Source organism: Lysobacter sp. Hz25, assembly GCF_046097045.1.
Taxonomy (GTDB): domain Bacteria; phylum Pseudomonadota; class Gammaproteobacteria; order Xanthomonadales; family Xanthomonadaceae; genus Lysobacter; species Lysobacter antibioticus_B.
On sequence record NZ_CP175666.1, the window covers coordinates 5121556 to 5143093 of the forward strand.

Below are 21538 nucleotides of genomic sequence, written 5' to 3' on the forward strand. Positions count from 1 at the left end.
ACGCGTCGATCAGGCCATGCGCGGGCCGCTGCGCGCCGGCGAAGCTTGTTCGGCCGCCTGCGCCTGCTGCTGCACCGACGCCTGCTGGGCGAGCGCCTGTTCCTGCCGGTCCACCGTCGCCACCGCTTCCTCTCGCAGCGCGCGCCCCGGCGGCGCCGAAGCGGCGTCCTGGGTCATCTGACGGAAGGCGTCGCGGTCGCCGTTCTGCGACGCCGCCAACATGCGGTCGAGGAAGGCCGAAGGATCGCCGCCGACCGAAGTGGTCGCGTTGCGGAACGGAATGCCGGGGCCGGACGGCTGCTCCCTACCCGGATGGATGTAGTCGGGGATGCTCTTGCCGGGCGCATAGGGATTGAGGTGCAGCGGCGCCGAATGCCGTTCCGGCACGGCCGGCGCATGGCGCTCTTCCTTGCGCCCCGGCTCGCCCGCCTTGATCGGGCCGCGAATGTCGTCGATCGCATCGCCGACCCGTTCGAGCGGATTGCGCGAAATATGGGTGACGCCCCGGCGGGTGGTTTCGACATCGCCGCGGTACTTGTCGATCATCGGGTCGTACTGCTGCGCCAGGCGCTGCGTCTGAGGATCGCCGAGCACCGAGCGATCAGGCTTGCCGTTCGTGTCCCTGTCGAGGAAGTTGTCCATACGGTGCGAGGGAACGACCATGTCCTTGACCGCGCCAGCCATGTTGCGCGCGTCGAAGACACTGCGGTTGTTCTCGTAGCCGCGGTCCTTCATCGTCGCGATTTCCTGCGGCGTCGCGTAGACCTTGACCTTGCCGTAATGGTCGCTGGCCGCACTGACCGGGTCGCCGGCCATCACATGGTTGGTGACGCGGTTGCCGCCTTCCGGGATGCGATAGCCCAGGCTGACCGCGCCGTAAGGATTGAACGTCTCGCCTCGCAGGTCGTAATGGTGGGCCGTGATCTGCGCGAGTGTGCCGCCCAGGGAATGGCCGGTGACGGTGACTTCGGGCCCCGGCGGCTTGGCGCGACCCACCGATTCCGCTTCCTTCAGCGCTTCGCGGGTCAATGCCAACGCGTCTTTTGCCTGCGAGTTGGTGCGATTGGTGGCCATACCAGCATCGGTCAGACCGTCCTTGATCATTTCGCGATCGAATTCGGTACCGCGGTGCGCCACAATGATCTCGCCGGTATCGATGCGTTTATAGATCGTCCCTTGGTAACCCGAAGGCTTATCTACGTGATTGAGTACCGTGTACTTCACGCCGTCAAGAGTGACGTCTTCGCCCTTATCGTGCTTTTTATAGGAATCATCCGCGAGAGCAGCATATTGCTGGCTGTTAAGGCTCATGGCGTCCCTACCTTAGGCGTCGAGGTTATGGTGAACAACTGCCCCTGAAGTTCTGCCTTGTATTTATTCGGATTGATATCGCCCGTATCGATACGCTCAGAAGGGTCGTCACCCGGATACTCATACTTGACGTAATAGTTGGTACGCGCCTTCTGTTCGCGCACTTCATCGGCCAACAAATTCGCGATATAGCCGATATCGGTTTTAGCTCCGGTGGCCCGCAGCGATGAGTTGACGCTCATCAGCTGCCAATGGCAAACGCCCTTCCCAAGATAATCTTCATCGAGCATCCCATCGGCATAAATCGTGGCCGCAAAAGTATTCTCATCAACCTTTGTGTACTCGATCGGCAGCGTGTGCGAAGGATTCATTCGCACACCGGCGATCGGATCAGGCACATAGCTGCAATCGGGAGCCTCATAGCGAATGAAGCCCTCCGCCTTGGTCAACGGCCCCGGGGCATCCTTCACGCTTAGCACGATCTGATACGGCTGCTTGGGAGCCGGATTACGTTTGTACTTGGCTTCCAGCTCAGCCGTCGAGGGAGCGGAATCGGGCGAGGATTTGTCGGAAGTCATTGCAGTCTCGGGAGCGCTACAGGCGGAAGTACTCAACGCCAGCAGAAGACAAAAGGTGCGAAGCTCACCGCGCATCGATGCCTCCATGGCAAGAGATGATTAAGGGACGGGCCGGCGGCGGCAGTACCGCGACGGTCCCGACCCGGGTCAAGGCCGGGCCTTTATGGGTCCGAGCCTACGTCAGGTGGGAGATTGCCGCAACGGCAACCGAAAGTTGCGATGGCATTGGTACGGGCGAGGGGCTCGCCCGTTGCCCAACGACCAGCCAGCAACACTCGCCAAGCTCATGGCGTCGTTGCCCTGGGCAGCAGGGTGATAGCAAAGAGTTCATCGCGGATTTCGGGCCGGAAGGCATCCCGATCTTCCTCGCCCATATCCGGATAGTCCGTAACTTCGCTGCGCGGATACCGCTCTTTCCAGTAGTAGTTCGTTACCGCTCGCTGCGCCGTCACATCTTCATTCATAAGGCTGGCGATGAAATTCGTCTCAGGCTCGGCACCGGTCGCCTTGAGCTGCGCATTCAACGAGGTCAGTTGCCAATGACAGATGCCCTCGCCAAGATAATCCTCGTCGAGCATCGCATCGGCGTGGACCGTGGCGACATAAGAAGTCTCGTCGACCTTTGAATAGCTCATTGGCAGGTTGATGGACGGAGTCAAGAAAAAGCCCGCGATCCGGTCCGGCATATAGCGGCAATCCCGAGCCTCATAGGAAACAAATCCTTCTATCTTGGCGAACGGCCCCGGCGCATCGACCAGGGTCAGAGTGATCTGATAGGGCTGCTTCGGGGCCGGATTGCGCTTGTACTTGTCCTGCAACTCCGCGGTCATCCGGTCCACGCGGGGCTTGTGCTCACCGCAGGCGGAAACCCCCAGCGCCAGCACGAGCGAGAAAATGCAGAACTCGGTTCGCATCGATGCCTCCATGGCAAGAAAAGTTCGGACTACGCGACGATGGCGATGACACGCAGGTCTCGACTCGATCGGTTCTTATGCCTCGCAGCCTACGTCAAGCGCGTGCGCGCAACAACGGCAACTGAAAGTAGCGCTGATGTCGTCGGCGCTACAGTTTCCGATGCAACAAGCAACTGCTAACGCGCACAGAGGCGCAATAGGCTTGATGACACATGAAGATCTAGAGACCTTCCGGCTGAAGGCCGATTTCGGTAAGCCGCGCGAGGAACCCTGCGTGCGCCAACTCCGGTAATGGATCTATCGCCACCACCAAGGCATGAAACCAAGGATTGGCATGCACTGTGTCGAAACTGAAATCGACGGCGCAGCGCTCGGCTTGGTCATAGACATCGCGCAGCGCAGCGACAATCGCATCACCGGCATCGTCGAAGTTGCCGGCACCGAAACGCTCTTCGATCGAACGCAAGGCGAAGCGGTAAGTGCGTGCGCTAACCGGCCGTGGCGGATGCATGGCGAGGGTTTCAGGTCGACAGGGCATGTCTATGCGGTGAGCTTGCACAGGCCATCGCGGAGGACTTACCAGATCAGATCGTCCGGCACCTGGAACTGGGCGTAGTACTCGTCGTCCTCGCTCGTGGGTGCGTCGGGTTTGGGCGCGGCGTGATCGAGCACGATCATCGACGGGTCGCGGGCATACACTTTTTCCGCAGCGGCGCGCGGCAGCAGCTCATAGCCCTGGTCGTGGCGCGCGATCACCAGCGCGCCGCTCGCCAACTGCGCGCGCAGCGCAGTGTTGATCAGCACGTTCTTGATCTTGCCTTCGTCGGTAAAACCGTATGCGATCTCGCCCTCGCGCTTGACCTTGTGGGTCTCGACGATCTGGCGGACCTGCGCGCGCAGCTCGTGCGCCTTCGCCTGCGCGTTGCGCTCGGCCGACAACGCGCGGTCGCGCTCGGCGCGTTCGGTACGCAGCCGCTCGCTCTCGATCTGCTCCGCGGTGGGCGCGGGCGGCGCCTTGCCTTGGCGCTGTTTGGCCTGCTCGCGCGCGACCTGGGACACCTGGGCCTTCTTGACCAGGCCGGCCTTGAGCAATTGATCTTGCAGTGGATTTCGCATGGGATGGAGTCTAGTACGGCGGGCGGGAGGCCGGAAGACAGGTTCGCGATCGAAATACCGGCCTGTTCATCGCAACTACCCGTCACCTTCGAACTTAATAGTTGCCCGGAAGCACCACACTACTCTTTAGCAGCAGCCCAGGCGGCGGAGAATACTTTTCCGACCTTTCGAAAGAATAGCTTTAATCTGCCGGAATCACGATCCAGGTTCTTCAACAGGTCATATTTCGGCCGCAACCGGGTACAGACCTTCCAGGCTCTGCTCACTTTGTGGTTCGCTCTATACAGCCGAAATGCCAATTGTTTCGCTCTAGCGATTACTCGCTCATCAGGGGCATTCTTTCTAAGCTTCCTGAAATGAGTGGCCGCACTCTTCAATCTTTGGACGCACGTAAGCGTGTCGACGAACAGAGCTCCGACCTCCATTGGAAGCGAAGCGAACCCGTCCAAGGTAGAAGGGAATTTAGAGATATCTATCGCATCAATGGCATCTGCGAATAGCGCCCGTGCATCCTGATCGTCGAAGTAAACATGAAACCCCTCTTCCGCAGCCGCCTCGATAACGCCAACAAGCTTCTCGATCGCTATTTTTAGCGAATTCAGCCTCGGCGCGAGGATAACCGCGAGTAGCTGCGCTTCGTTTTTCCGCCGCCTTGCTGCGGCCCAACGATCGGCCGCCCAGATAAGAAGCGCCACTGTCGCGGCAACGACCGTGCCGATCGCAGCCACCGCATCCCACCCCCACGCCCATGAGTTGCTTTCGGATGCCGCCGCGAAATTTGCTACTACGTCCATGCCCCCCCCGGGATTACGTAACATGGCCTCGCTTCATTGGCGTAGGCCGCACTAGTTAAGTTGCACCAACTACATCTTAGAACACGAGACCTTGCTGACCGCAGAGCGGAATCGCATTACGCAGGACCGGCTTGGCTGCTTGCTACCCGCAACAAGCAGCTTTGGCACGATACGGGTCACCTCTGCACTGACAAAGCATGCTCGAGCCCAGTGCTGTGCATACCCACCTGATAGCCCTCAACCGCCCGCCATCTCGATCAACTTCGCCACCGTGTTCAAGTTGCGCGCGGTGCCGGCCTTGGCCGCGGGGATGACGAGTTTGGAATCGGCCATGCCGTCGCCGTAATGCACGTAGATCTCGCGCTCGCCCAGGGCGATCTCTTCGCCGTTGCGATGCTTGACCGCGGCCAGCGCATCGGCCGGCGGCGGCGCGTCGAGAAAGATCACCAGCGCGCGGTTCGGCGCGGCATGCGCGAACGGTTGCGCGGCCAACGCGCGCGCCATCTCCGCTGGGGTGCGCACGATCACCCCAACCGGCTTGCCTGCGTAGTCGGCCAGGCATTGCTCCAAAGCCGCCTGCACGCGCTTCGCGTTCAGCGCGCTGCGCAACACCACGTTGCCGCTGGCGATATAGGTGCGCACGTCTTCGAAGCCGACGGCCTCGCACATCGCGCGCAGTTCGGCCATCGGCAGTTTTCCGGTGCCGCCGACATTCACGGCGCGCAGCAAGGCGATATAGGTGGGCATGGGGCGGCAGGATACGGCAAGGCCGGCGGCCTGTTCAGCCGGGCACGGGCCGCGAAGCTCCGCGCAATGAAGGCCACGGGCAGCGCGCCTGCCTTCCCGGGCGCCAGGCATCGATATCCCTGAACAGGCGCGTTGCCGGGCCATCGATGCGGCCGGCTTGGCCGGATCGGCGAACCCATCGCGTTTCTTGTGACTGCGCTCCCACTTCAGCCCCCTGTGCCTGACGGGTGCAGCGCCCCGCCCACCCGGGCCGGACCGTTGGTCGCGTCGGTCGGAGCCCCCGATTTCCTTCGCTCCCACAGTCCGCCTATAGTCGGCAAATCCAACCCGCTCGGCAGGAACACGGCTGCGCCGAGCGCCTTACCCATTCGTCAGCCTTTCAACGCCAAGGAGAATCTCTATGGCAGGCCCCACTCCCACCGTCATCGACGGCGGTACCGTCCCGCCCGGCAGTCCGCCGCCCGATCTGTCGCGCAGCACCGCCGACGGCAAAGGCATCGTCTCGCAGGAACTGTTCCGCCAGGGCGACATCGTCATCAGCCGCGAACAAGTGCCCCGCGGCGATCAGTTCAGCGACCTGCTCGTCATCAACGGCGGCGCCGGCGACGACAACGTGCAAGTCAGCCAGCGCGCCAACGGCGTGCTCGATGTCAGCATCAACGGCCAACCCTTCCAGATCACCCTCGCCGCCCAGCAGCAGCTCGGCGTGCGCGGCGGCGACGGCAACGACATCATCCATGCCGCGCCCAACGTGCGCGTCAACATGGACGTGCAAGGCGGCAACGGCAACGACACCATCACCACCGGCCGCGGGCGCGATCGTGTCGATGGCGGCGCTGGCGACGACACGATCAGCACCGGCCGCGGACGCGACGACGTGTTCGGCAACACCGGCAACGACACCATCGATGCCGGCGCCGGCAACGACGTGGTCTACGGCGGCGACGGCAACGACATCCTGCGCGGCGGCCAAGGCCGCGACTACCTCGAAGGCGGGCGCGGCAACGACACCCTCGAAGGCGGCCAGGGCAACGACATCCTGTCCGGCGGCCAGGACAACGACATCCTGCGCGGCGGCCAGGGCAACGACCGCGTCTACACCGGCGCCGGCGCCGACACCGTCGACAACCGCGCCGGCCGCGACACCGTCTACGGCCAGAGCGGCGAAGACACCGTCACCGCCGCGCGGGGCGCGCGCAACACCCAGGTCCAAGTGGACATGACCGCCAACGTCGGCGCCACGGTCACCGTCGCCGCCGGCTCCTCGGATGCGTTCCGCCAGCGCGCCGAGGCCGACCTCGACATGATGCGCTCCTCGCCGAACGGCCGCGAAATGCTCGGCGAGTTCGACCGCATCGCCAACCCGACCACCGGCACCGGCCACAAGATCAGCATCACCGAATTGGCCAACGAGATGAACGGTTACGCCGGCCCCGGGCCAACCGCCGACGCCTTCCTGCGCACCGACCCCACCACCGGCGTCACCACCGCCGGCCGGGGCATGGACTCGGTGATCAGCTACAACCCCTCGTTCCACAGCGAATTCTTCGAAAGCCCGACCGTGGTGCTGCACCACGAGATGTCGCATGCCTACAACATCACCGGCGGCACCCTGCAGCAGGGCATGTACAGCGGCACCGGCCCGGACTCGGGCAACGTGCGCAACTTGGAGCGCCAGGCGGTGGGCCTGGACAACAGCGGCGTCGCCTTCGACTTCGACCGCAACCCGGCCACCCCGGACACCAAGACCAACCCGCGCAACCTGACCGAAAACGGCCTGCGCGACGAGATGGGCCTGCCGCGCCGTCCAAACTACAGCGCCGACGAGAAGACCGCGTTCTCCGCGCCGGGCAACCCCAGCGCGACCGGTGCCAACCCCAACGGCGGGCACAACCACGCCCACGCCCACCTGGACGCGTTGTTGCAGGCAATGGAATCCGGCGACCGCACTGCGACTCGCGAAGCCACCCGCGCCCTGGCCGAGCAACCGCCCGGCCAGGCCATGCGCCACGAAGCCATCCACGCCGTCGACCGCCAGGAGCAACAAGCCCAGGCGGAAACGCAGGCCCAGGCGCAGCAGCAACAACAAGCCGAACCGGCGCAGAGCGCCGGCGGCATGCGCCGATGAGCGACCGCCGCGCGCAGCCCCCGGGCCTGCGCGGCGCGCCCACACCCACCTGTGAATCAACGACCCATGCCGAGACCCGCCCGATGACAGCGAACCACACGACCGCCGCCCGCCCGCGATACGCGCTCAAGGCCTCCGCCGTGTTCGCCGCCTCGCTGGCCGCCGCCTGCGCGCATGGCCTACCGCATCCTGCAGAAGACACCCGAATGAACGCTCAGCCCGACACCACCACCGCCACCGCCGACACCCGCCTGCGCGTGCAGGACGGCCAGGAAGCGAGCCTGCACGCCGAGTTCCACTACAGCGCCGACGCCAACACCCTGCTGGTGCGCTACCGCCTGCGCAACGGCAGCGCCGACCGCGCCCTGGCCGTGTTCGACCGCGGCGTGTACGGCGACCGCGCCGGCGCCACCTTCAACCCCGGCCCGGTCGGCGCACCGCGCGTCGAACAGCAAGACGGCGGCACCGTGCTGCTGCACGCCCCCGGCCCCGCCCCAGCCACCGCCGCGATGGACCCGCTGGGCGTCGCCCCGCTCGCCGTCGAATTGAAGCCCGGCGGCGAACTGGCCGACCAGTTCGTCCACCGCTTCACCGGCACCGGCGCCCCCAAGCGCGTGCGCTGGTGCGTCGCGGTGGCGCCGTTCGACGAAAAGCAGTTCCGCAACCCGGTCAAGACCAACCACGGCCCCATCTGGACCGCCACCGGCGACACCAGCAGCGGCCGCCAACTGCTATGCACCCCGTGGTACGACGTGGGGACGGCGCGGTTTGTTGAGTGATTGAAGCAACAGACCTGCGATAGATACGGATCGGGCCGCGAAAGCGGCCCGGTTTTTTGTGGGGATGGCGCTTAGTCGCTACGAGCAAGGTCTCAGCAACAACCGATACAACGCCCCTATCGAGACGCGTCTTATCGACTCATCCCAGACGACTTCTGCACTTCTTCTTGCGCCTGATAATTCTGCTGCGTACTGAGCGCTTGCTGCGCTGACCGCTCGTTCAGTGCCTCGACCTTCTGGAACGACACGGCCTCGGGCGTCTGTACCGCCGCCTCGGTCTTCATATGCGCGCGCACATGCGCAGGATCGTCCAATCGCCCTTGCACGATGAAGACGTTCTCTCCGGCCGCTACGTGGTCGGTCTTCTGGCTGAAGACCACGTGGTCGACGTGGGTGACGCCGCTGTCCTTCGCCAGCGACAACAGGCTAGCGCTCAAGCGCTCGCTGACCTGATCCCAACTACGACCGTTGACGCGATCCAGCTCTTTTACTTGCGTGACGATTTGCGAGTAGAGCGTGTGGTCGGGATGGCCGGGTTGGGAGGGATTCGGCTTAGCATGGTCTTTGTTGACTACGTCGCCGGCGAGGATCTCGGGATCGATCGGGACATGCTCGTAACGGCTAAGACCCGTCTCAGTATGGTCGAAATGCCGTAGCGCCGGCGGCGACCGACTGGCGTCGTAATAAGCCTGGCGCCGTTCCGGGTGCGGATCGATCTCAAGCCCCAACCGCTCGATCAAGCGTTCATCCAGACGCAGCTGCGCCATGTTGATCTGCATCTGCGGCTCGACGCCATCGACCGAGTGCGCGTGCTTACGATCGATCGTGATGGCACGCTGGATGGCGTTACGACCGTAGTAGTTGGGGTAGTCGGCCTCTCTATGCGGGCCCAAGCTCGACGTCTGTTGCAGAGGTATTCCCGGCGTACCATCAGGATGTTTATCGAAGTAATGCCTTCCCATCGCGGCAATATTTTCGGGAGTCTGAGACAAAGAAAGATCTGGATTGAAGACCAGACCCGGCTTAGGGGAGGCTTTCTGCGCGACGATATCGTAGTCAACGAAATCCCTGACTTGGTTTACTTGGATTTTTGACATCACAGCCAAATCGACCGCCGGCTTGATTTGCTGCGTGCTACTCAGAACGGCATTCCAGCCTGCGATCTCGGCCTTTGATTCATCTTCTCGGCCTGCTTGAACCAACTTCTCAATAGGCAGGGTGTAATCGTTGATCGGATTGCTATCCCGTGCAATTTTCCGGACCTCCGAATCGAACACCCGGTAGGCAGCCTGCTTTTCGGCATGGTTGAATCCATGCTGAGTTTCATGGCCGAGCACGAAGGTCAATGAGCCAACGTTGAACTTTCCAGCGGGGTTGGCTGCAGTCTTACTTTGAAGGCTCGATGCAGGGAGATTCATGGTCTGAGTAGAGCCATCGTAAGTACCACCCGCTCCAGTTCCTGGCGCCATCACCGCGAATTGCTTCAAATGACCGGCCGCAGTGGCCGCCTTCATCTGGTCAGCCAATACAGGTGAGCCGTTGATCGTACGCTGAAGATTGTCGACCATTTCCTGGCTGACGGTGGCCGGCTGGTTCGCCGCATCTGTATAGCTGCTATGCGCAAAACGTACTGACATGTCCTGAATACGTAGCGCGCCGGCGAGGTTCGGGCTCGGCTCTTTGCCTGCTTCGCGGAACCCCGAAGCGGGCAACATGACCATCCCGGATTGTATGTCGTACGCACCAACAAGGTTGTCTCTTGTACTGATGTGAAATGCGAACCCTTTTAGCCGCCCAGCCTCGGCCTCCTTATTCAAGCTTCGCAGCAGACTCGAATCCGCATCAATCGCAGCATACAGTTGCGCCACTTGGTCACTATTCGCGCCCGATGTGGCGCCGAACCTATCAATCGCTGCCTGAAGTTCCCTATTCGGTCTGGCCATAGTCAATCCACCGAATGTATCGCGACCGACTTAACACAAGAACGCGGCAACGCTCCTTCGCTTGCAATGCGCTCCCTCCTCTCGGTGATGATAACTTGCACCTCGGGCCGATAGAAGCTGTAGTCAATCGCTCGACCTATTTCGTCATGCGAAGTCGTCATGGTGAAGCCGATCTTCTTCAGCGAGTCTGCATAATCATCGAAGCTAAGGCCGCACACTGGCGTCATATCCGCCTGTTCATTCGCCGGGTTCGCAAAGTCGTAACGAACAGTCTTCAGCTTCGCTTCCGCATCTTCGAAATAGGAAAGCGCGTAGTGCCAGCCAGAGTCCGGCAGATACAATCCGAACACATATGCCCTACCATCTGGGGCATATCGAAGGGGGAGCTTGGTTTGCTCGAGGACTCGATCCAGAGTCAGCTCCTCAATAGTTTTCAACCCGTCGACCAACTTCAGGAGACGCCGCCCCATTTCCTCGGGCGTGATCTCCGGGTAGTCGCTCGCAGGATGCGGTTTATAGGACTCAGTTGAGCTCACGCCGGAGGCCCCCTTGGCAAATGGCTGATCTATTGGGCTAACGGGCGCTGCATGGGTGCAAGCACTCAAAATTGTGCAACTAGCAGCCAGCAGCAGCCCGACGATCGAAGGATGATTTAGGTGCTTCATGAGTTCTGACTTGGCCATACGTTATTGATCCGAACGAGTAACGATGATCTTGATGCAAGCATGCGGAAGCTTCCCTTCGTCCGTGGATTCAAGGCTCTATCGAGCTCAATCCGCTGAAGTAATCATCAACTGCGAGACACACATGTGATACGCGCCTGTTTTCTCGTTGGGAACGCTCGCCGCGGGCACCACCCGGACCTTAAGCGGCGAGCGCTCGAAGTAGTAGGCCAAGGCCTTACCTAACTCGTCGACATCGATCCACAGGGAATAGCCATCTGCCTTGAGCTTCCTTGCAAGACCATCGGCGGACATACCGCACAAGGGGGCCCCTTTAGGCCGAGCGTCGCCGACATACGCATACTCCAGCTCGAACAATTTCCCTTCGAGACCTTCGCGGTAGTTCACACCGTAGTACCAAGGGGAATCCGGCTCCTGAACAGTGAACGCATAGACCTTTCCCTTCGGCGCGTACTTCAGCGGTATTCCGGTGCGCGCAGACACTTGGCCGACGGTTAGTTCGTCCATGGATTTCAGCCCATCCAGCAGTCGCAAGGTCCGGCGCCCAAGTTCCTCTGGGGTCAACTCTGGATGCTCGGTGGGCGAACTGATTCCGTAGGCATCTATCGACGTTATGTCGACAGGCTCTTTTGGCCTAGAGGGGGAGACGGCATGGGCAGAGGCGCTCATCAGGCCGCAGCCTGCCAGCACCGCTACGCCTACTACCGTTCGAAATAGAACAATCATGGGAACTCCGTCCAATGACACAGGAAAGTTACGATCCCAAGCAATGGCCATTAGCATCCTTCTAACGTTGATAGCGGCCTGGACAGGCTGCCATCAACTAGTCCTTTGACTGAATTGTCAGCACTGCCACGCAGGTATCTGTCCCAAGCGGACTCGACATGCTGTAGCTGCTCGGCACGATGCGCACACTCAAGCGGCCCCGAGTGAACACGTGTTCGAGCGTGCGACCAATCTCATCAATGTCGGTGTTCATGATATAGCCCAATGCCTTCAGCCGCTCCGCGACCGCAGTGGCACCCAGCACGCAAGGAAATACATCGGAATGTTCGGACTCCTCCGGCCCGTCATATCGGATCTCGACGAACCTTCGGCCATTCTTATCGCGATAAATGACGTTGTAAAAACCTCGGTTTCCAGCCAGTTCAACGGCGAAGGCATGCAGGTTTCCGGCAGGAGCGTACGTTAGCGGCAAGCCAGTTCGCTCTATCACTCGCTCCAACGGAAGCTCATCCATCGATTCCAGCCCATCGACGAGATTCAGAACGCGCCGCCCGGCCTCCTCGGCCGTCAGATCGGGATACTCGCCCGCCTGGCTTAACTTGTAGGTATCGGTCGACATCGTGCCTGGCTTCTCCGTAGCCTTCTTTTCGGGCGGGATGTGCGTGCAAGCACCCGCCATAACCGAACACAGCAAGAGGATCGTGGCTCCAACCCGGCGCAATGCCGATGGGGTCATGGGGACCTCCCGGGATATTCAACTGTTTGAGCACCGTGACCGCACCGGTTGCGAGATCGTAGCGGCAGCTGAGCAATCGCCTGCGGCATGTCACTTCGCTCCGTGGACCGAGATCGATTCCACGCAGAAATGCGTTTGCTTGACCTGCGTTGAGCGGGCCTGCTCGCGATAGCCCATCGACACGTCGAGCTCGCCGCGGTAGAAGCGATATTCCACCACGTTGCCGCGCATGTCGTACGTAGGCGTCATCGCGAAGCCCATGCCCTTGAGCGCCGCCGTATAGCCATCGAAGTCGAGGCCGCAGACTGGTGCCATATCGGCATCCGGGTTTGTCGGGTTGCTGAACTGCACGCTAGCGGTTTTCCATCCTGCTGCCGGGCTCTGGTAGTAGTCGAGTCCGTAGTACCAGCCCGACTTGGGCTCGTGAAGGGTGAACGAGTAGACCTTACCGGCCGGTGCGTACTTCAAAGGCAGGCCGGTCTCGGCTGCCACGTATTCCGGCGTCAGCGCGTCGACGGTCTTAAGCCCATCGACCAGCTTCAGAAAGCGCCGCCCCATTTCCTCCGATGTGATCTGCGGGTAGTCGCCGGCAAGACTCGGCTTGAACGTATCGGACAACGTCACAGCGGCAGATTTTGAAGACAGGCGAGCGGCCTTCGTCTTCGACGGTGCTTGCGCACAGGCAGCTAATGCGAGGCAAGAAATGAACGATCCGCACAGCGCAAGCCGCCGTGACAGCGGCAGTTGCTTCATGCGCAAATCTCGCGGCCCGTCCATGCCTGCCCATTGCCTATGACTTCGGAATCAAGGCCGAGGTTACGCCAGCCCCAGCCCCCGAAACAATCCGTAACCTAAGGAAAGGCACCGATAGCTCGTTTTGTCTACAAAGAATCGAGAACTAAGCACACTTACGGGGCTGCCGCTGCAACGACTACTACTGCAGCTTTCTTGCATGCAGCTTCGCTTTCGCAACTCCAGGTTGCGCTGTAGCTTCCACGCCGGCCTCGACACTCAGAACTCAGCCCTATGCGTCGCTATTCCGACGTACAGGTTGGACACCCGGCCATGTCTTGCCGGCAGCATCTCGGCACCAACTGCCTAAGAAAGCTCATCGAATACGGAGTCTTGCCGGATGAAGCGCACTCGAGCGTCGGCACTCTGTGCAGAGCGCCGACGCCATTGAGAAGAACTCTGTCAGTTGCGCCTATGCGGCAGGCGATGAATCGTCAGGACCACGGGCGATCTCGACGCGCTGCCACAGCGCATCGGGAGTTCTGTTCTTCCACACCCCATGAAGGAGCTCGCGGAACGCCGGATCGCTCTTAGCAGTACGTTCGATTCGCTCGATGAAGTAGTCGCCGAAGTGGGCGATCATGTCCTCAAGCGGTCCTGCCGCCAGGCATTCGAGGACGAACGGGGGGGGGTCTGCGAGCCAATACCTCTATGACGAACTGCCACATCGTTTCGCGATCGACGGGCTCGAGAATGAAGATCGTTCGTTCAATTGCCCACCACAACGGGTGATCTGAGTTCGGCTCGGAAGTTTCATGCTCGGCGTGGAGTTCGATGAAGGCATCGATCCAGGTGTCGAGCGAGGGTGCGTTGGTCATGAGATCAGGCGGCACGGCCGCGAGTTGATTGACGAGGGTTGCCAAGCGGGAGCAGCACCCGCGGCCGGAGAGGCCGGTGGCATCAGATCAGCTGATGAGGATTAGAGGCGTTATGCCGGCGTCGCCGGCTTTGCTTCGTGTGCGCGCCCGGTGGGCGGCAGCGCCTGCATGGCGCGATTAGGTCGGCGGGATCATACGCGCCTTCTCTAGCGTTACTCAAGCATGCGGGCATGCAATGTGAGGTTGGAATCGCACGCCAGCCCCTGTGCGTGATAGCGGACCAGGTCGGTTGTGGATGACAAGATCATGCAGCCGTCCTGGAGGCAAGCCCATTCCGCAGCTTCGTAGCCCGGCATGGCCTCTTGCTCGGCAATCATCACCACGACGACCCCGCTCGCCTCGTCTCCCCAGCGAATGGTGTCGCCCAACCTAACCTCTTGGCCATCGTGGTACTGCAGTGTCGTCATTATCTTGTCCAAATGTAAGTAACGATTACTACGTAGACTGCGGCATGTTGCTTCCGATGTAACCACTATCCACGCGCGCCTATTTCGCCCTGGCCACGACTAAGTGCGGCGAATCCTCGAAACCGGGTTGGCGATCGCCCAGATGTTCGTGATCGTAGTCGCCGCCCATGCAATCCATGTTATCGGCCGCGTCGCTCAGGAATGCGGCGATACGCCGAAGCTCGGCTGGGGTTGCCAGTAAGCTGGCTTCCGCCAGCTCTATAAGACGGACCTCGCCTGCGTCTCGTTCTTTCTTGCTATAGCCCCAGAGTTTCATTCGTCGCCTGTGCGGATGATAGCGGAGGCGCAGGATAGGACGTATCGGCCGTCCTTGCATTACTGATCGATAATGAAACGATGAAGATGGGAACAGGTTTTCAGGCATCCCTTACTCTTCGCACGATGCCGCCACCGTGCCGCAGGTACGCGAGCCGCCCCTACGCCTTCGCTATCGATACTCTGCGCCGCCTGGGTGTACCGCAGCCCCAGGCACTACCACCATCTAAGTGTCGGTTTCGGAATAAAGAAAGCAAGCGGGACGCCCAAAGCGTCGGCAATACTGCTCCGAACGAGTGCCTAGACGGGATCGGCGCGTGCGATGAGTCCGAGGTTCGCGTCGTGCTGCAAGCCTTCCGCGTTGTAGTGAAACAGGCCCGCTGCGGGCACGTGGATCATGCAGCCCCGCTGGAGGTAGGCCCAGTCATCGGCTACGTACCCGACCACCGCCGCCTGCTCGGTGATCATGACCACGACGGTTCCGGTTGCACTATCGCCCCATTGAATCAGGTCGCCCAATCGCACGTCCTGGCCATCGTGATAATTCAGCATTGTTACTTCTTTCCCTTGTTAGCTCGATCCGACTTTGGCTATCGATGCTAGCCAAGCCTCTGACGATATCGCGCACGGGAGCCGGTCGCTGGGCGGCCTCCTCCCATTGCCAGCCCGTTATATCGCATCAGACCCTATTGTGGCTGGCGACCGACTCGGCCAGGCCGGCCCGGCCCGGCCCGGCCTGGCTCGGCTCGGCTCGGATCATTCAAAGAGCAAGGCGATTTAGATGCATGGCACCCCCTTGAGCGCTGGCAGGTTGCCCGCCCTGCTCAATTTGAGCGCCCTGCCCTTGTCATCCGCTGTTTCATATAAGAGCCTTCTCAGGCTAAATCCGACACAGATAGGGACATCTGATGGACTCGATCCTTCTCGTTCTTGCTGTAGCCGCCTCCATCTTCATTCCTACGCTGATGGCGATAGGAGCGCTCTGGGGCTACAAGCTGTGGCGCGATCGTCAGGGGCGCCGATCCCCGCTCGCGGATCGGCGTATCCACGGGGCCGGGGAGCAGTTGCGGAAGCGCATCGAAGATCACACCGACTCGATGCTCGGCGGCTTGATCGCCCTGTTCTTTCTTGGCCCCTACTTCCTCGCGGCATGGGCGCTGCCAAAGGTCGAATGGGGCAATGCCAAGTTCGGCGTGAGCGAGGTTTTGTATCTGACCGCTTTTCTGGTTATGGCTGCGTTCTCCCTGCGCCGCATCATCGTCAGCGGCAATGCACGGCGGCGCGGAATGGACGGCTTGAAGGCCGAGATGTTCGTCGCGCAGGAGCTGAATCGGCTGATCGGGTTGGGGGCGACGGTCTTGCATGACGTCCCCTGCGAATCCTTCAATCTCGACCACGTTGTGATCGGCCGCCACGCCGTTTTCGTGATCGAAACCAAGTCGGTACGCAAGCCGCCCAAGACCGGCAGCAAAGATCACTTCAAAGTGGCCTACGACGGCGAGCGGCTACGCTTTCCGGACCATGTCAACGCAAAGGCCATCGCGCAGGCACGGCAGCAAGCCGGTTGGCTAGCCGCCTATCTGCGCCAGATGAATATTGCGGTCCCGGTGAAAGCCGCGGTCGCGCTGCCGGGATGGTGGATCGATAGCCCGCGGCTGCCAGACGATGGCGTCCGGGTGTTTAACCCTGCGGGCCGAGGCGCCCATTTCATGGCGGATGCCCGCCTCGGCGCTACACCGCTCAGTCCGACTCAAATCGGTGTTATCACCCAGGCGCTGATCATGCGCTATCCGGTCGAGGCCTAGACTTCCTGGGGCCCGAGGCTTGATCCGATCAATCGTCCCTCTTCCTCCACCATCACAATTACGATCGACGGGACACTTTCAACCGGGCTATCGCCCGATCGAAGGACCGCGCACCACATCCTCTGGTGCCTGCGTCTGCGCCAAGGTTGTGGCCTGTGTAGCCATGCGCTCGCTCAGTGCCTCTGCCCTGGCAAATGAAGCACTTTCCGGCGTTCGCGTGGCCTCATCGGTCTTCATGTGGGCGCGGAGGTGAGCGGGGTCGTCCAGCCGCCCTTGCACGACGAAGACGTTTTCGCCGGCAGCCACTTGGCCGGTTCGTGTGCTGAAAACCACGTGGTCGACCTGGGTCAGTCCGGCTTCCTTGGAGAGAGCCAGCAAGCTCGCAGTGAGGCGTTCGCTCGACTGGTCCCATTGGCGGCCGTGCTGTCGGTCTTGCTCACGCACATGACCGGCTATTTGGGAATAGAGACCGTGATCCGGATGCCCCTTGCTTGAGGGCACCATCGGAGCCGACTGGGGTAGATCACCGTCCCGCCCTCTTGCATCTGCCTCTCCCTGGTTCGGCGTGTGCTTGATCAGAGCTTGGTAATCGCGCAGGTAGGCGTCGCGCTGTGTCAGCACGCCATCGGCGTTCTGATCGAGCAGCGGTTCGCCGCGCGTGTAGGGAAAGTTGGGGATCGGCGCGGCAAGCTGGGCGACGGCTTGATCGTCGGTCAATCGCCCTTTGCTCCACTCCAGGTGGACGGCGGCCGTTCCCAGGCCACCTCCCTGCCCATAACCCAGCTGGCTCCATCGGGGCTGGAATTCCCCGTGCCCTTTCAGATCATTGAAGATCGGAAACGCGTTGAAGACCGCACCGGCCTCAAGCCGGGCGCGATACTGGACGTACTCTTCGGCAGAACCCCCGCGGAACGGCATGGCGCCGGGATTGAACTTATCGTGGCCAATTTCATGAGCCAGCGTCGTGAACATCGCCAACTCGGCTTCGATGCTCTGTTTGGCGGCGGGGCCACGCAGCGTATCGAGCGCATCTTTGTCCACCACGATTCGCGGCGGCTCGGTCGCGTGGTAATAGGGCAGCCCGATGCGGTCTTTAGGTTCAACGAACCCGCCCTTCTCGAAGAACCGAGCGAAATCTTCGGCGGCATGAGGAGAATGAAGAATCCATCCCTGCATCCTCGCCGGCAAGCCCTGGAATCCGGCATGCGCCCTCAGATACTCTGCATCGCGCGTATCGATAATGTTGTCGCTTCTGTCGTCCATATCATCACCTGCCAGGCTTCCATGCCGTGGATGCTAATCTGATCGCCCCGTCAAGGAGAAGACGATGAAGATGTCCGGGTGCCGTCGAGTAATGTGCTTCTTGCCATTGCTATTGGTTGCTTGCGCTACCGCGCGCGGCGGATCGGAGCCGCTTCAAGCTCACGCTGGCGACCGCATCGAGGATTTCTTTTCCCTCCCCTTGTCCGAGGGCCCCAGCGGATTCGATCGGCTTGCACGGGCACTGGAGCAGCAGTTCCCGGCGTCCGCCCATGCTTCGGCCATTGAGCGAACAGCACAGCAAGCGCCCGTAACGCTGCGGGATGGATACATCGTGCAGCGCTACCTCCGACTGGAGAATGGACGCCACCTGATGGCCGAGTTCGCCAAGACGCCCTGCATGCCGGTGCAACTTGCGGTATCGCTGACGCGGCCCGATCCGGCTCAGCTCGACTATTACCGGCGCACCGGGGTCTATCTCGCAGCTGGCAACGGCATGTCGGTGACCTTCTCCGTGGACACGGTCAGCACCCAGTGCGTGACGTCGATCGAGATTGCCGAGACGCCGACCCTGCGCGCCGACGATCAGCCGCCCCGAAACTGAGACCCATCGTCGGCGGCGACGATGTCCTCGCCTGCGCATTGCGTGCAGGGCTCGAATGCGGCCCAGCGGCTGGAGCTGTCGGAATACTCCACGCAGATCTCCCCACGGCCGCGGCACGGCTGGCACCAGCGCAAACCATGCAGGACGGTGCCGTCTCTCTGGCGGGCCGCCGAGAGAAATAGCCGCTTGCGGATCTCTCGTTTATGTTTATCCGATTCGGTCATGTCGCTTCCCTGGTTTGCATCCAGCCATAGTCAATCCGTTTATTCAGCGCCCGCCGGAATGCTTTCTCGCGACTATGTCTTCTCGACCTTGCCCCATGCGCCATTCTCGAAGCGCCAGAGGGAATCCAACTGCCCGCAATTCGTGTACAGCTTGAATTCGCCAGTAGGCATACCATCGATGAAGGCACCCTCCCACTCGGCGCAGTTCTTCGGCTGCTTGCCACCGAAGAAAGTTTCGTAGACATCACCCGTATAGGGCTTTCCGTCCTTCGTCGAAGCGCGAGACGGCAGAATGTTGTGGGCATCTGTTTGAATGGTGAGGTCGCTGGCGTGCAGTGACCGCTTGTTTGCCTCGGTAGAGCAACCGGTGAAAGCCAGCGCCGCCACGATGATGAGAGACATCAGGACGCAGCGATTCGCCATGAAACCTACGATGGCCGCACTCTTAGATGTCATCTTTGATGTCCTTATCTCAGCGATGCCCGCAATCTTAGCGGTGCGACTTAGACGGTGGGAATATGTGCCGCTTGATCTGCGCCAAGGCCCTACGCTGCTGCCTTTCTGATAGCAGCCCAAAGGCGAGCACCATTTGTGCGAGCAAGTCCGAGTCTGCAAACAGGTAGGCGATTGGCACTCGCAGTTCGTCTGCGATGCGCTGCAGAACTGCTAGCTCGGGCTCGTCGCCCGGCCTCAAGTACCGAACAAATCGGGCGTTTGCGAGACGCGCATTCAGGGCAGCATCCATGCGTCCACTCCTCAGTAGGCCGGCAACTAGGGCCGGCTGATATGTCCAGATCGGACACATCACAACTTTCCAATATGGAATCAAAGAAGTCAACCGTTTTGGAAAGGAAAGTCCTTGCCGATTTGGTCAGACTCCGGCCATGGATACTTTCGGTTCTAGGTTGCGTGGCCTGCGCGAAGCTCGCGGCTGGTCCCAGGAGAAGCTGGGCTTCGAACTCGAGGTCACGGGGGCGACTGTCTCCAAGTGGGAGACCGGGCGGGCCGAGCCCAATCTGGGGCACCTTGAGCTGTTCCTACAGGTGTTCGCCCAGGACAACGTGACGCTGGATTGGCTGATCACGGGGAAGAGGTCTGGCTCGGCAAAGACTGATAAGACCCGCAAAGCCAGCGAGCCGTCCCCTCGGGCGGCAGACAGTCAGGACGAGCAGGCATTGCTGGCCCGCTACCGTCGACTGCCCGCCAAGAAACAAAAGATGTTGCTAGGCCTGTTGGAAGACTGAGCACCTCTCCGCCCCCGCATCGGACGCAGCCATGGCGAAGCCCCAGTGATCGACCTCCCTTTTGAAGTTGGCGCGCTTTACCACCGCGGCAATGAAATACACGGATTGCTCGGTGGCCAAAGGCAAGGCGGGATCTCTACGCCCAAAGACCAGCCCTTCATCATCGCCTTCACCGGCGAGGCGGGTAAGTCGCACGGCTATGAGGATTTCTGGGATGACGAACGTGTCTTCCATTATTTTGGCGAAGGCCAAAGCGGCGACATGCAGTACACCGGCGGCAACCGGGCCATCGAGAACCATGTAGCCGACGGCAAGAGGCTACTGCTGTTTCAGATGATGGGACGCGGTAAGCCTTATCGTTACCTCGGCGAGTTCGTCAAACAGTCGTCCTACCTGAGGCCTAATACGCCGGACACTAGCGGCTCTTTGCGGACCGCGATCGTCTTTCGCCTAATCCCGGCAGAAGACGGCGCCTTCTTTGCCGGCAATAAGGTCGCAGAGCCCCAGGCCTCGTATCAGACGCTCGATAGCACCGTCTCTTCGCGCTTAGTCGAAGTTCGCAGCAAGCAGTCGTTGTTTCGCAGACGCCTGCTCAGCGTCGAGAAGCAGTGCCGACTGACCGGCATTCAAGATCTGCGTTTCCTTCGCGCTAGCCACATCAAGCCCTGGGCAGCCTGCACGAGTGGCGATGAGCGCACCGATGCCCACAACGGCATGTTGCTGACTCCCCAAGCCGATCTGCTGTTTGATCGCGGCTGGATCACATTCGAAGGCAAAGGCAGCCTCATCGTTACCAGCGACCTGCCAGCCGACGTGATAAAGCGGCTTGGCCTGAATCTACGCCAAGGGCGGAACTGCGGCTTGTTTAGCGAGAAGCAGGCGACCTACCTCGATTACCACCGCACGCAAGTGTTTGAGCGGCGTTACAAGAGGAGCCTCGATCCCATCGACGATCTTATGGGTGACCTAGTCGGCTCAGTAACTTGAGACCAGGCGGATCAATCGCCACCCTCACCTGCGCCGCCACAGCTACAGATTGATGGGCCATCGTCCAAGTAGGCACCGTCGCCCGGGTACTCATGGGGATCGTGTTGCGAGAGCACCAAGCCGGCTTCGCGTGCTTCGGTCTTCGCCAACTGCACGCACACCGCGGCCCCGATCAGCGGCAGCAACCAGATCAGGGCGAGCTGCCATCGCTGCTGAGCGAGGGAGAACCCGCCGCTGTGCAGCACCACCCTCGTTGCCCCCAGGTTGAGCATCACCAGGACGCCAAACACCACCGCTTGCCATCCCATAGCGCCACCTCAATCCGGCAGATCCGATGCGCGCACTCTCGGCGCCGGCTGGGCGGCCGCCTATAACCCGAACGAACTGCCTGCCCGCTTGATCGCTGGTCAGGCCTTGCTGCGGGTGACGACCGTCTCGGTCAGGCGGGCCTTGAGGTCGGCCACGGCCTTGCGCTGCTCGGGTTTGGACAACAGGCCCAAGGTCAGGATGGCCTCGGCCATGGTGCCGGTTTCGGCGTAGAGGAAGGCGAGCGGGACGCCCAAGGCC

28 protein-coding genes are annotated in these 21538 nt (G+C 61.2%); 6 read left to right on the forward strand and 22 right to left on the reverse strand.

Features of this window, described 5'->3' with window-relative positions; genetic code table 11:
* Positions 1-9: 9 nt before the first annotated feature.
* The 7 genes from ACKN61_RS21155 to ACKN61_RS21185 all read right to left on the reverse strand — a co-directional run bounded on the left by ACKN61_RS21155 (position 10) and on the right by ACKN61_RS21185 (position 5460).
* Entirely contained in the window at positions 10-1311 is a 1302-nt protein-coding gene (locus tag ACKN61_RS21155; protein ID WP_408951100.1) for a lipase family protein, read from the reverse strand.
* Positions 1308-1889 (reverse strand): hypothetical protein, encoded by a 582-nt coding sequence (locus ACKN61_RS21160; protein ID WP_408951101.1) that lies wholly within the window; start codon positions 1887-1889, stop codon positions 1308-1310. Before ACKN61_RS21160 ends, ACKN61_RS21155 begins: the two co-directional genes overlap by 4 nt.
* Before the next feature lie 284 nt (positions 1890-2173).
* A complete protein-coding gene (locus ACKN61_RS21165) occupies positions 2174-2803 on the reverse strand; it encodes a hypothetical protein (RefSeq protein ID WP_408951102.1) in 630 nt (209 codons plus the stop codon).
* Positions 2804-3023: 220 nt separating this feature from the next.
* Entirely contained in the window at positions 3024-3269 is a 246-nt protein-coding gene (locus ACKN61_RS21170; protein ID WP_408951103.1) for a hypothetical protein, read from the reverse strand.
* A 110-nt stretch (positions 3270-3379) separates the two neighbouring features.
* Positions 3380-3919, reverse strand: a complete 540-nt coding sequence (locus tag ACKN61_RS21175) for a DUF2058 domain-containing protein (protein WP_408951104.1) — start codon at positions 3917-3919, stop codon at positions 3380-3382.
* 119 nt (positions 3920-4038) lie between these two features.
* Positions 4039-4713 carry a hypothetical protein gene (locus ACKN61_RS21180; protein WP_408951105.1) on the reverse strand — a complete coding sequence of 225 codons (675 nt, stop codon included), beginning with the start codon at positions 4711-4713 and terminating at the stop codon, positions 4039-4041.
* A gap of 237 nt (positions 4714-4950) precedes the next feature.
* Entirely contained in the window at positions 4951-5460 is a 510-nt protein-coding gene (locus tag ACKN61_RS21185; protein ID WP_408951106.1) for a DUF1697 domain-containing protein, read from the reverse strand.
* Between the two features lie 400 nt (positions 5461-5860).
* Here ACKN61_RS21185 and ACKN61_RS21190 point away from each other — a divergent pair, with 400 nt between their 5' ends.
* Entirely contained in the window at positions 5861-7588 is a 1728-nt protein-coding gene (locus ACKN61_RS21190) for a M91 family zinc metallopeptidase (protein ID WP_408951107.1), read from the forward strand.
* A gap of 83 nt (positions 7589-7671) precedes the next feature.
* Positions 7672-8367 carry a hypothetical protein gene (locus ACKN61_RS21195; RefSeq protein ID WP_408951108.1) on the forward strand — a complete coding sequence of 232 codons (696 nt, stop codon included), beginning with the start codon at positions 7672-7674 and terminating at the stop codon, positions 8365-8367.
* A 131-nt stretch (positions 8368-8498) separates the two neighbouring features.
* Here the strand turns inward: ACKN61_RS21195 and ACKN61_RS21200 are convergent, their stop codons facing one another.
* From ACKN61_RS21200 to ACKN61_RS21245, 10 genes are all read right to left on the reverse strand, one after another.
* Positions 8499-10235 (reverse strand): XVIPCD domain-containing protein, encoded by a 1737-nt coding sequence (locus ACKN61_RS21200; protein ID WP_408951109.1) that lies wholly within the window; start codon positions 10233-10235, stop codon positions 8499-8501.
* A gap of 77 nt (positions 10236-10312) precedes the next feature.
* Entirely contained in the window at positions 10313-10993 is a 681-nt protein-coding gene (locus ACKN61_RS21205; RefSeq protein WP_408951110.1) for a hypothetical protein, read from the reverse strand.
* An 87-nt stretch (positions 10994-11080) separates the two neighbouring features.
* Positions 11081-11719, reverse strand: coding sequence for a hypothetical protein (locus tag ACKN61_RS21210; protein ID WP_408951111.1), 639 nt, complete (start codon positions 11717-11719; stop codon positions 11081-11083).
* Positions 11720-11816: 97 nt separating this feature from the next.
* Positions 11817-12455: a hypothetical protein gene (locus ACKN61_RS21215; protein WP_408951112.1), complete on the reverse strand. Its 639-nt coding sequence runs from the start codon at positions 12453-12455 to the stop codon at positions 11817-11819.
* A 90-nt stretch (positions 12456-12545) separates the two neighbouring features.
* Positions 12546-13208, reverse strand: coding sequence for a hypothetical protein (locus ACKN61_RS21220; protein WP_408951113.1), 663 nt, complete (start codon positions 13206-13208; stop codon positions 12546-12548).
* Between the two features lie 451 nt (positions 13209-13659).
* Positions 13660-13830 (reverse strand): DUF6869 domain-containing protein, encoded by a 171-nt coding sequence (locus ACKN61_RS21225; RefSeq protein WP_408951114.1) that lies wholly within the window; start codon positions 13828-13830, stop codon positions 13660-13662.
* Positions 13831-13834: 4 nt separating this feature from the next.
* Positions 13835-14065, reverse strand: coding sequence for a hypothetical protein (locus ACKN61_RS21230; RefSeq protein WP_408951115.1), 231 nt, complete (start codon positions 14063-14065; stop codon positions 13835-13837).
* 212 nt (positions 14066-14277) lie between these two features.
* A complete protein-coding gene (locus ACKN61_RS21235) occupies positions 14278-14493 on the reverse strand; it encodes a hypothetical protein (protein WP_408951116.1) in 216 nt (71 codons plus the stop codon).
* Positions 14494-14611: 118 nt separating this feature from the next.
* Positions 14612-14848, reverse strand: a complete 237-nt coding sequence (locus ACKN61_RS21240; protein ID WP_408951117.1) for a hypothetical protein — start codon at positions 14846-14848, stop codon at positions 14612-14614.
* A 299-nt stretch (positions 14849-15147) separates the two neighbouring features.
* Complete coding sequence (locus tag ACKN61_RS21245; protein ID WP_408951118.1) at positions 15148-15399, reverse strand: hypothetical protein; 252 nt, start codon at positions 15397-15399, stop codon at positions 15148-15150.
* A gap of 356 nt (positions 15400-15755) precedes the next feature.
* On the opposite strand from ACKN61_RS21245, the gene ACKN61_RS21250 reads away from it, so the two are divergent.
* Positions 15756-16652, forward strand: coding sequence for a nuclease-related domain-containing protein (locus ACKN61_RS21250; RefSeq protein ID WP_408951119.1), 897 nt, complete (start codon positions 15756-15758; stop codon positions 16650-16652).
* Between the two features lie 87 nt (positions 16653-16739).
* Here ACKN61_RS21250 and ACKN61_RS21255 read toward each other — a convergent pair whose 3' ends face one another.
* A complete protein-coding gene (locus ACKN61_RS21255; protein ID WP_408951120.1) occupies positions 16740-17915 on the reverse strand; it encodes an XVIPCD domain-containing protein in 1176 nt (391 codons plus the stop codon).
* A gap of 64 nt (positions 17916-17979) precedes the next feature.
* Between ACKN61_RS21255 and ACKN61_RS21260 the strand changes: the two genes are divergently transcribed.
* Positions 17980-18516, forward strand: a complete 537-nt coding sequence (locus tag ACKN61_RS21260; RefSeq protein WP_408951121.1) for a hypothetical protein — start codon at positions 17980-17982, stop codon at positions 18514-18516.
* Here ACKN61_RS21260 and ACKN61_RS21265 read toward each other — a convergent pair.
* The gene (locus ACKN61_RS21265; RefSeq protein ID WP_408951122.1) at positions 18498-18740 is read right to left on the reverse strand and encodes a hypothetical protein; all 243 of its coding nucleotides are present in this window, start codon (positions 18738-18740) and stop codon (positions 18498-18500) included. The genes ACKN61_RS21260 and ACKN61_RS21265 overlap by 19 nt on opposite strands.
* A 72-nt stretch (positions 18741-18812) precedes the next feature.
* Positions 18813-19142, reverse strand: coding sequence for a hypothetical protein (locus ACKN61_RS21270; RefSeq protein WP_408951123.1), 330 nt, complete (start codon positions 19140-19142; stop codon positions 18813-18815).
* A gap of 482 nt (positions 19143-19624) precedes the next feature.
* On the opposite strand from ACKN61_RS21270, the gene ACKN61_RS21275 reads away from it, so the two are divergent.
* Together ACKN61_RS21275 and ACKN61_RS21280 are read left to right on the forward strand one after the other, a co-directional pair.
* A complete protein-coding gene (locus ACKN61_RS21275) occupies positions 19625-19984 on the forward strand; it encodes a helix-turn-helix domain-containing protein (RefSeq protein WP_408951124.1) in 360 nt (119 codons plus the stop codon).
* Positions 19985-20029: 45 nt separating this feature from the next.
* Complete coding sequence (locus ACKN61_RS21280; protein ID WP_408951125.1) at positions 20030-20971, forward strand: HNH endonuclease; 942 nt, start codon at positions 20030-20032, stop codon at positions 20969-20971.
* 11 nt (positions 20972-20982) lie between these two features.
* Here ACKN61_RS21280 and ACKN61_RS21285 read toward each other — a convergent pair whose 3' ends face one another.
* Together ACKN61_RS21285 and ACKN61_RS21290 are read right to left on the reverse strand one after the other, a co-directional pair.
* Positions 20983-21279, reverse strand: coding sequence for a hypothetical protein (locus ACKN61_RS21285; protein ID WP_408951126.1), 297 nt, complete (start codon positions 21277-21279; stop codon positions 20983-20985).
* 99 nt (positions 21280-21378) lie between these two features.
* The gene (locus tag ACKN61_RS21290; protein ID WP_408951127.1) at positions 21379-21534 is read right to left on the reverse strand and encodes a hypothetical protein; all 156 of its coding nucleotides are present in this window, start codon (positions 21532-21534) and stop codon (positions 21379-21381) included.
* Between the last annotated feature and the right edge of the window lie 4 nt (positions 21535-21538).